This window comes from Dorea sp. AGR2135, from assembly GCF_000420885.1.
In the GTDB taxonomy this organism is placed as follows: domain Bacteria; phylum Bacillota; class Clostridia; order Lachnospirales; family Lachnospiraceae; genus Dorea; species Dorea formicigenerans.
In genome coordinates this window covers 65,933-74,734 of sequence record NZ_ATVU01000017.1, presented here as the reverse complement: position 1 = coordinate 74,734, position 8,802 = coordinate 65,933, and the positions used below count along the sequence as shown (strand labels likewise).

The 8,802-nt window shown below is 41.8% G+C and carries 5 protein-coding genes; 4 read left to right on the top strand and 1 reads right to left on the bottom strand.

Annotated elements, in window-relative coordinates; genetic code table 11:
• Window positions 1–351: 351 nt before the first annotated feature.
• The 4 genes from ftsH (at window position 352) to G593_RS0111570 (ending at window position 6,107) form a co-directional block, all read left to right on the top strand.
• On the top strand, window positions 352–2,202 hold the full coding sequence (gene ftsH, locus G593_RS0111585; protein ID WP_005339726.1) for an ATP-dependent zinc metalloprotease FtsH: 1,851 nt from the start codon (window positions 352–354) through the stop codon (window positions 2,200–2,202).
• A 105-nt stretch (window positions 2,203–2,307) separates the two neighbouring features.
• Window positions 2,308–4,146 (top strand): excinuclease ABC subunit UvrC, encoded by a 1,839-nt coding sequence (uvrC, locus tag G593_RS0111580; RefSeq protein WP_029731774.1) that lies wholly within the window; start codon window positions 2,308–2,310, stop codon window positions 4,144–4,146.
• Window positions 4,147–4,197: 51 nt separating this feature from the next.
• Entirely contained in the window at window positions 4,198–5,130 is a 933-nt protein-coding gene (hprK, locus tag G593_RS0111575) for an HPr(Ser) kinase/phosphatase (RefSeq protein ID WP_005339731.1), read from the top strand.
• Window positions 5,131–5,156: 26 nt separating this feature from the next.
• The gene (locus G593_RS0111570; protein WP_005339733.1) at window positions 5,157–6,107 is read left to right on the top strand and encodes an ROK family glucokinase; all 951 of its coding nucleotides are present in this window, start codon (window positions 5,157–5,159) and stop codon (window positions 6,105–6,107) included.
• Between the two features lie 101 nt (window positions 6,108–6,208).
• Here the strand turns inward: G593_RS0111570 and G593_RS0111565 are convergent, their stop codons facing one another.
• Window positions 6,209–8,788, bottom strand: coding sequence for a transglycosylase domain-containing protein (locus G593_RS0111565; protein ID WP_029731773.1), 2,580 nt, complete (start codon window positions 8,786–8,788; stop codon window positions 6,209–6,211).
• Window positions 8,789–8,802: the final 14 nt, after the last annotated feature.

Genomic DNA, 8,802 nt, shown 5'->3' with positions numbered 1-8,802 from the left:
CGATTTCCGATAAAAGTAGTTTAACAGAAATCGAATAAAAAGAAAAATTTATTATAAAACGTTGTCGTCAAAATGACGGTGGATAAAAATTGATTTTAGCAACTTATCAAGAATAGTTGTCCACAAAAAATAGCCCAAATTTATTCCTAATAAAGTATTTTAATCAAAATGTAATTAATAGTTCTGTTAGATAAAGGATATTCAAAAAAATGAGGAAGAAACTGTGGATAAGTTCTTCCTCCAAAAAATAAAATTTCTCTGTTTTTTATATTTTAGTTCAGCCGAAGGCTGAACTGTTACGATTTCTAACAAGGCTGTCCGTATAATGGAGAGTGACACAGGAGGAGAAAAATGGACAACCAGAATGGAAACAAGGATAATAATAAAAATAACAAACAAGGCTTTTCTTTTGTCATACTGATTACGATGCTGACGGCACTTCTGGTATTTGCCATGTATCAGTTTCAGGGAGTGGAAAGTGACCAGGAAATTACTTATAACAAGTTCCTGAAGATGATTGATGAGAAGAAGGTCGAGAAAGTTGAAATTAAGAGTGACAGGATTCTGATCACGGCAAAGAAGGAAAGTGGAGATAAGGTCAACAGGGAATATTACACAGGCCGGATGAATGATGATCAATTGGTGGAAAAACTGGAAAAAGCAAAGATTGATTTCAATCAGGAGGTACCGGATACAACTTCTGCAATTGTTGCCCAGTATGCTATGAATATCATTCCGCTTGTCATATTTATTGCACTGATTGTATGGACGACCCGTAAGATGTCGAAAGGCGGAGGCATGATGGGAATTGGCAAGAGTAATGCCAAGATGTATGTGGAAAAACAGACCGGCGTCACATTTAAGGATGTAGCAGGGCAGGATGAAGCGAAGGACTCTTTGCAGGAAGTTGTAGATTTCCTGCACAATCCGGGAAAATATACAAGCGTAGGAGCAAAGCTTCCAAAAGGAGCACTGCTTGTAGGACCTCCGGGAACAGGTAAGACACTTTTGGCAAAAGCAGTTGCAGGAGAGGCAAAAGTACCGTTTTTTTCATTGAGTGGATCTGCATTTGTAGAGATGTATGTCGGTGTCGGAGCATCCAGAGTCCGAGACTTGTTTAAGCAGGCACAGCAGATGGCACCTTGTATTATTTTCATTGACGAGATTGATGCAATTGGTAAGAGCCGTGATACACAGATGGGCGGTAACGATGAGCGTGAGCAGACATTGAACCAGCTTCTGGCTGAGATGGATGGATTTGAAAGTAACAAAGGTCTTGTTCTTCTGGCAGCCACGAACCGTCCGGAGATTCTGGATCCGGCATTGTTAAGACCGGGACGTTTTGACCGTCGTATTATTGTGGAACGACCGGATCTTAAAGGACGTGTGGAAGTACTGAAAGTGCACTCTAAAGATGTGAAGATGGATGAGACGGTTGATCTGGAAGCAATCGCACTTGCAACTTCCGGAGCAGTTGGCTCAGATCTTGCAAATATGATCAATGAAGCCGCAATCAACGCAGTTAAGAATGGAAGAAATGCCGTATCACAGGCGGATCTTTTTGAAGCAGTGGAAGTTGTGCTGGTAGGTAAAGAAAAGAAAGACCGTGTGATGAATCAGGAAGAGCGCAAGATTGTGTCTTACCATGAAGTCGGACATGCGCTTGTCAGTGCGTTGCAGAAGGATTCTGAGCCAGTTCAGAAGATTACGATCGTACCGCGTACGATGGGAGCACTTGGATATGTTATGCAGACTCCGGAAGAAGAAAAGTTCCTGAATACAAAGAAAGAACTGCAGGCTATGTTAGTTGGAATGCTCGGAGGACGTGCTGCAGAAGAGATTGTATTTGATACAGTGACAACAGGGGCTTCTAATGATATTGAGAAAGCAACCAGTGTGGCAAGAGCTATGATTACCCAATATGGTATGAGTGAGAAGTTCGGGCTGATCGGGCTGGAATCGGTCCAGAACAGATATTTGGACGGACGTCCGGTTATGAACTGTGGTCAGGAGACAGCTTCTGAGATTGATCATGAAGTCATGAAGATGCTGAAAGAAGCTTATGAGGAAGCAAAGAAACTTCTTTCAGAACACAGAGAATCACTGGATAAGATTGCAGCATTTCTGATTGAGAAAGAGACAATCACAGGAAAAGAATTCATGAAGATTTTCCATGAAGTAGAAGGAATTGCAGAAGAGTAATACAGAAAGTTAATGTATTTGAATACCGTTTCCCGGGCAAATCAGATTTTTGTCAGGGAGGCGGTATTTTCTGTTACATTGAGTTGAAAAAACAGGGAGTAAATTATGTTTGATATTCAGGAAGAATTAAAAAAACTGCCGGGCAAGCCGGGAGTTTATCTGATGCATGATGAGACAGATAAAATCATCTATGTGGGAAAAGCAATCAGTCTGAAAAACCGTGTACGACAGTATTTTCAAAGCAGTCGTAACAAAGGGGCTAAGATAGAACAGATGGTGACTCACATTTCCAGGTTCGAGTATATCGTAACAGATTCGGAACTGGAAGCGCTGGTGCTGGAGTGTAATCTCATCAAAGAGCACAGACCAAAATATAACACAATGTTGATGGACGACAAGGCTTATCCATTTATAAAAGTTACTGTGCAGGAGCCATTTCCAAGAGTGATGTTGGCAAGAAGAGTGCAGAAAGATAAGGCAAAGTATTTTGGCCCCTATACGAGTGCCGGGGCAGTGAAAGACACAATAGAACTGATTCGAAAGTTATATTTTATCCGAAGCTGTAACCGGAGACTGCCAAAGGATATTGGAAAAGAGCGGCCATGTCTGAACTATCATATTCATCAGTGCAAAGCTCCGTGTCAGGGATACATTTCGAAGGAGGAATACCGCAAGTCTGTAGAGGAAGTCTTACATTTTCTGAATGGCAATTATGATCCGATTCTGGAAAAGTTGAAGGCACAGATGGAAGAAGCGTCAGAGGCATTGGAGTTTGAGCGGGCAATTGAATATCGGGAGTTGATAAACAGTGTACAGAAAATTGCACAGAAGCAGAAAATTACAGATACTGCGGGAGATGACAGGGATATTGTGGCAGTATCAAAAGATTTGGAAGATGCGGTTGTGCAAGTGTTTTTTATTCGAAATGGAAGATTGATCGGGCGGGATCATTTTTATCTGAAGCTAGTGGATAAGGAGACAAAGGCAGAGATACTTTCCAGTTTTATCAAGCAATTTTATGCAGGGACACCATATATTCCGGGACAGATTATGTTGCCAGAGGAAATACCAGATCATGAGATTATTGAGGAATGGCTGACAAGGAAAAAAGAGCATAAAGTACATCTGGTCATTCCGAAAAAAGGAACAAAGGAAAAACTGGTAGAGCTGGCAGAAAAAAATGCCCGAATGGTTCTGACGAAGGATAAAGAGCGGATTAAGAGAGAAGAGGGAAGAACGATTGGTGCAGTCAAAGAACTTCAAAATCTTTTGGGCTTAACCGGACTGAATCGTATGGAGGCGTATGATATTTCCAATACAAATGGATTTGAATCAGTTGGCTCTATGGTTGTCTATGAAAAAGGAAAACCGAAGAGAAATGACTACCGTAAATTCAAGATTAAAGGGGTAAAAGGGGCGAACGATTATGCCAGTATGAATGAAGTGCTTACAAGGCGGTTCGGGCACGGCTTAAGAGAAAAGGAAGAAGGTCGAGAACTTGGCAGTTTTACAGCATTTCCAGATCTGATTCTGATGGACGGAGGTAAAGGGCAGGTAAATATTGCACTGGAAGTGCTGGATAAGCTGAATTTGGATATTCCGGTCTGCGGTATGGTAAAGGATGATCACCACAGAACCAGAGGGCTTTATTATCACAATGAAGAGATTCCTATTGACCGGAATTCGGAAGCATTCAGACTGATCACGCGCATTCAGGATGAAGCTCACCGGTTTGCAATTACATTTCACAGGCAGCTTCGCAGTCAAGGACAAGTTCATTCGATTTTGGATGATATTCCAGGTGTTGGACCAGCAAGAAGAAAAGATTTAATGAAGCATTTTGCCAACATTGAGGCAATCAAGAATGCCACTGTAGAGGAACTAAAGAGTCTTCCTTCTATGAATGAAAAATCCGCTAAGGATGTGTATGATTTTTTTCACTGATGTGCTATAATTTTAATATTAGTAATAGGATGCCTGGAAGGAGAGACATATATGCGAAAAAATGTAGTTCAAATGAAGCAGGTTGTCGAGAAGATGAATCTGAAAAATCTGACACCGGATGTAGAGTTGTCGGATAAGGCTGTGGAGGTTCCGGATATTAACCGTCCTGCATTACAATTGACAGGATTTTTTGAAAGATTTGATTCGGAACGGGTGCAGGTCATCGGTTATGTAGAATATAGCTACCTGACAACATTGGAAGAAAAGAAAAAAGCGGAAATTTATGACACGCTTCTTTCTTACAAGATTCCATGCCTGGTATTTTGCCGTGCTTTAAAACCAGATGATATGCTCTTGCAAAAGGCAACAGAAGCGAATATTCCGGTATTTTCAACAGATTCACATACATCTGCATTTATGGCAGAAATCATTCGGTGGTTAAATGTTCAGTTAGCACCATGTATTTCCATCCATGGAGTACTGGTAGATGTCTACGGTGTCGGTGTACTGATTATGGGAGAGAGTGGTATTGGAAAAAGTGAGGCGGCTCTGGAACTGATTAAGAGAGGGCACCGGCTTGTCAGTGACGATGTTGTGGAGATCCGCAAGGTCAGTGATGAGACACTGGTAGGAACAGCGCCGGATATTACAAGGCATTTTATTGAACTCAGAGGTATTGGAATTGTGGACGTTAAGACTTTGTTCGGTGTTCAAAGCGTCAGAGAGACCAAGAATATTGACCTTGTTATTACACTGGAGGAGTGGAATAAAGAGCGTGAGTATGATCGTCTGGGACTGGAAGATCAGTATACAGAATTTCTTGGGAATAAGGTAGTCTGCCACAATCTCCCAATCCGTCCAGGACGTAATCTGGCTATTATTGTAGAGACGGCTGCTATTAATCACAGACAGAAGTCTATGGGTTATAATGCTGCACAGGAGCTATATCAGAGAGTACAACGTAGTCTTACAAAAAAAGATTAAAATATATACACGAGGAGAAAATAACTATGAAATACTGTTTTGGAGCAGATGTTGGGGGAACCACTATAAAACTGGGATTGTTTACAGTGGATGGAGAAATTCTTGATAAATGGGAGATTATTACAAGAACTGAAAATGAAGGTGAATCCATTCTTCAAGATATAGCAACGGCTTTAAAGGAAAAGATTCAGGAAAAAGCAATTCCGGCAGAGGAAGTGATAGGAATTGGAATGGGAATTCCGGCACCGGTAAATTCGGAAGGTATTGTGAGAAAGACAGCGAATCTTGGATGGGGATATAAAGAGGTTAAGAAAGAATTAGAGAATCTGACAGGTTGGCAGGTTGTTGTTGGCAATGATGCCAATGTAGCGGCACTCGGTGAGATGTGGAAAGGTGCTGGACATGGTGAGAAGAATATGGTCATGGTCACACTTGGAACTGGAGTTGGCGGAGGAGTGATCATGGGAGGAAGGCCTTTGATCGGTGCCAATGGAGCTGGCGGAGAAATCGGACATATCTGTGTAAATTACTTTGAAGAAAAGTGTTGTGGCTGCGGAAAGAAAGGCTGTCTTGAACAGTATGCGTCTGCAACAGGAATTGCAAGAATTGCCAGAGAACATCTCGCAGCTGATAAGAAAGATTCAATATTGCGAACTTATGATTGGGATAAGATAGATGCAAAAATCGTATTTGATGCCTTAAAAGAAGGTGATCTGCTTGCAGTAGATGTTGTAGAAGAATTCGGAGAATACCTGGCGAAAGGATTAGCAGACGTAGCAGTCGTAGTAGATCCAAGCCTTTTTGTAATTGGAGGAGGAGTGTCAAAAGCAGGAGAAATTCTCCTTACATATATAGAAAAATATTATCGCAAGCGAGCCTTTTTTGCAAATAAAGATACTCAGTTTGCTATTGCAAGCCTTGGAAATGATGCAGGAATCTGTGGAGCTGCAAAATTGATCCTGGATAGTCAAGTGTAGAAGGCAGATGTTTCGAATATAGGAATATAGGAAAGGAGAGTGGATATCCACTCTCCTGCTTTTGATTTTTAAATTATCAATACTGGGGTAAGCCAAAATGATTATTGTGTGTTACCACCAGCATCACCGCCACCGGTATTGCCACCGGTATCACCGCCACCGGTATTGCCGCCGGTATCACCACCACCGGTATTGCCGCCGGTATCACCACCAGTGTTACCCCCGCCAGCATCACCGCCACCGGTATTGCCGCCAGTATTATCTCCAGTATTAGTACCGGTATTGTTACCAGTATTATCGCTATTTGTGTCATTGGACTTACTGTCATTTTCTTTAGAATCATAGTCTTCAGAATAGTTTTTATGTCCTGGACAACTCTGATTTGGAAGGCTGTCTGTTGCAAAGTATTCTGTTACACTTGGACAACTGGAAGTTGCCAGATATCCGCTAATTGTGCAGACGGATTTTTTCTCTACAGAACTTGGCATTACAAAATCTTTTGTTTCAAGATTCTCATGTACTCTGCTCATGATTCCTTTCCAGATGCGGAAACGGAATTTTGTATCGGAATTACATTCTTTGTTATCATCATAACCACCCCATACAGCACATGTGTAATATGGTGTATATCCGACAAACCATAAGTCCTTGTTGGATGTTGTTGTACCTGTTTTACCGGCAACCGGCATATTATCTAACTGGCAGGCTTTACCGGTACCTTCCTCTACTACGGTCTGAAGAGCACTCGTAAGAAGTCCGGCTGTACTGTCTTTGATTGCCTGGTGACTCTCGCCAGTTCCGTCAAGAAGAACATTGCCATCATGATCTAAAACTTTCGTGTAAAGAGTTGGTTTATTGTAAACGCCGTTGTTGGCAATTGCAGCATAGGCACTACAGAGTTCGTAATTATAAACACCATCTGTCAGACCACCAAGGGCAAGGGTTTTTGCGTTATCAGAATAAGTTTTTCCATTTACTACTTTGTTAGTTACCAGTGTGCTGATGCCAAGTTTCTCACAATATTCCATACCTACATCTTGAGTAACAAGATCACTGGTCTGTACAGCACAGGAGTTGAGAGAAAGTGCGATAGCGGTACGCATGGATACATCGCCTTTACTTCCTTTAATAGTTTTTCCACCGCCAACATCATAATTTTTATCATCAATGACAGAAGCAAGTGTCATCTCGCCCAGATCCAGAGCCGGTGCATAAGCAGCCAGGATTTTAAAAGTAGATCCAGGTTGTCTCTTGGAACCTTTGTATGCACGATTCAGTCCTAGACTGGTTGATTTGGCACCTCGGCCACCGACCATGGCTTTGATCTGACCGGTATACTGATCCATCAAAGTAATGGAAGCTTGTGGCTGTGGTGAGATGTTTATAACTTCATTGTAAGTATCACCTTCCTGAGCGATGGTAGATTTCCATTCTTCTACCATCGCACGGGCGGCATCTTCACTTTTATATAAAAGTCCTTGATCTTTGTTATAGGTTTCTTTTACATATTTTTTGATGTGGCCGGAAGAGTAATTCTCAGTACTTCCATCTGCACGCGTGACAGTCAGTGCATAGTCGAGACCATATTCGATATTTGATGGATAATTGGAATCATCGTTGGATTCTTCGTCACAAATCTGCTGAAGAGACTGATTCTGAGTGGAGTAAATGCTAAGACCTCCACTGTAAACAGCATTGTAAGCCTGTGTTTCTGAAAAACCACATTGATTCTGCAGGTCATTCATGACTTGATCTGCAAGTGCATCTACAAAATAACTGTATGCGTTGGAAGAATCTGTCTGGGTTTCGTTAACAGACTGGATTCTTGCATATACATCATCTGCCATTGCTTCATCATAAGCAGCCTGATCGATATATCCCTGTTTCAGCATATTCTTAAGAACCTTATCACGACGCTTCTGGTTCTTTTGAGGGTTCGTGATTGGATTCAGGTTACCAGGACTCTGTGTAATACCTGCAATAACAGCACTTTCAGAAAGAGTCAGTTCTGAAACATCTTTGTTGAAATATCTTTTCGCAGCAGATTGAACACCGAGACAGTTCTGTCCTAAGTTGATGGTGTTCAGATAAGCTTCCATAATCTCATCTTTACTCATCTGCTTTTCGATGGAAACGGCAAGGAACTGTTCCTGGAGTTTTCGCTGTAGCTTATCGTAGAATGTCTTTTCATTTACAAAGTTCGGAAAGACATTATTTTTTATGAGCTGCTGTGTCAGTGTACTGGCTCCCTGGGATCCCCCGGAAATAAGAGAAACACCGGCACGGACAATACCTTTGATATCAATTCCGTTATGCTCATAAAAACGTTCATCCTCGATAGCAACAAATGCATGCTGAAGATCTGCCGGAATCTCATCGATTGTTTTATATACACGGTTAGAACCTGCGGCAACAAAACGTTCAATTTCAGTTGTTCCGTCGTCAGCGTACACTAAAGTTGTAAATCCCTGTGGTTTTACATCATCAGGTGTAATATCCGGAGAATTGTCAATAATCTTTTTCACAAATAGTCCGCCACCGGCAACACCGGCGATTGCAACCACGATGATGCAAAGAAGGAGTGCCTTAAATAATCGGACTCCTACACGCTTTGCCTGCATAGCAGACTTTGACGTAATCTGCTTCTGGCGCTTTGCGGCTTTTTTCTTACCATAATTCATGCGTATATGCCTCC

Bases quoted from the DNA above. Each gene is read 5' to 3' on its own strand.
- ftsH (WP_005339726.1), top strand. From the start codon at position 352: ATGGACAACCAGAATGGAAACAAGGATAATAATAAAAATAACAAACAA.
- uvrC (WP_029731774.1), top strand. From the start codon at position 2,308: ATGTTTGATATTCAGGAAGAATTAAAAAAACTGCCGGGCAAGCCGGGA.
- hprK (WP_005339731.1), top strand. From the start codon at position 4,198: ATGCGAAAAAATGTAGTTCAAATGAAGCAGGTTGTCGAGAAGATGAAT.
- G593_RS0111570 (WP_005339733.1), top strand. From the start codon at position 5,157: ATGAAATACTGTTTTGGAGCAGATGTTGGGGGAACCACTATAAAACTG.
- G593_RS0111565 (WP_029731773.1), bottom strand. From the start codon at position 8,788: ATGAATTATGGTAAGAAAAAAGCCGCAAAGCGCCAGAAGCAGATTACG.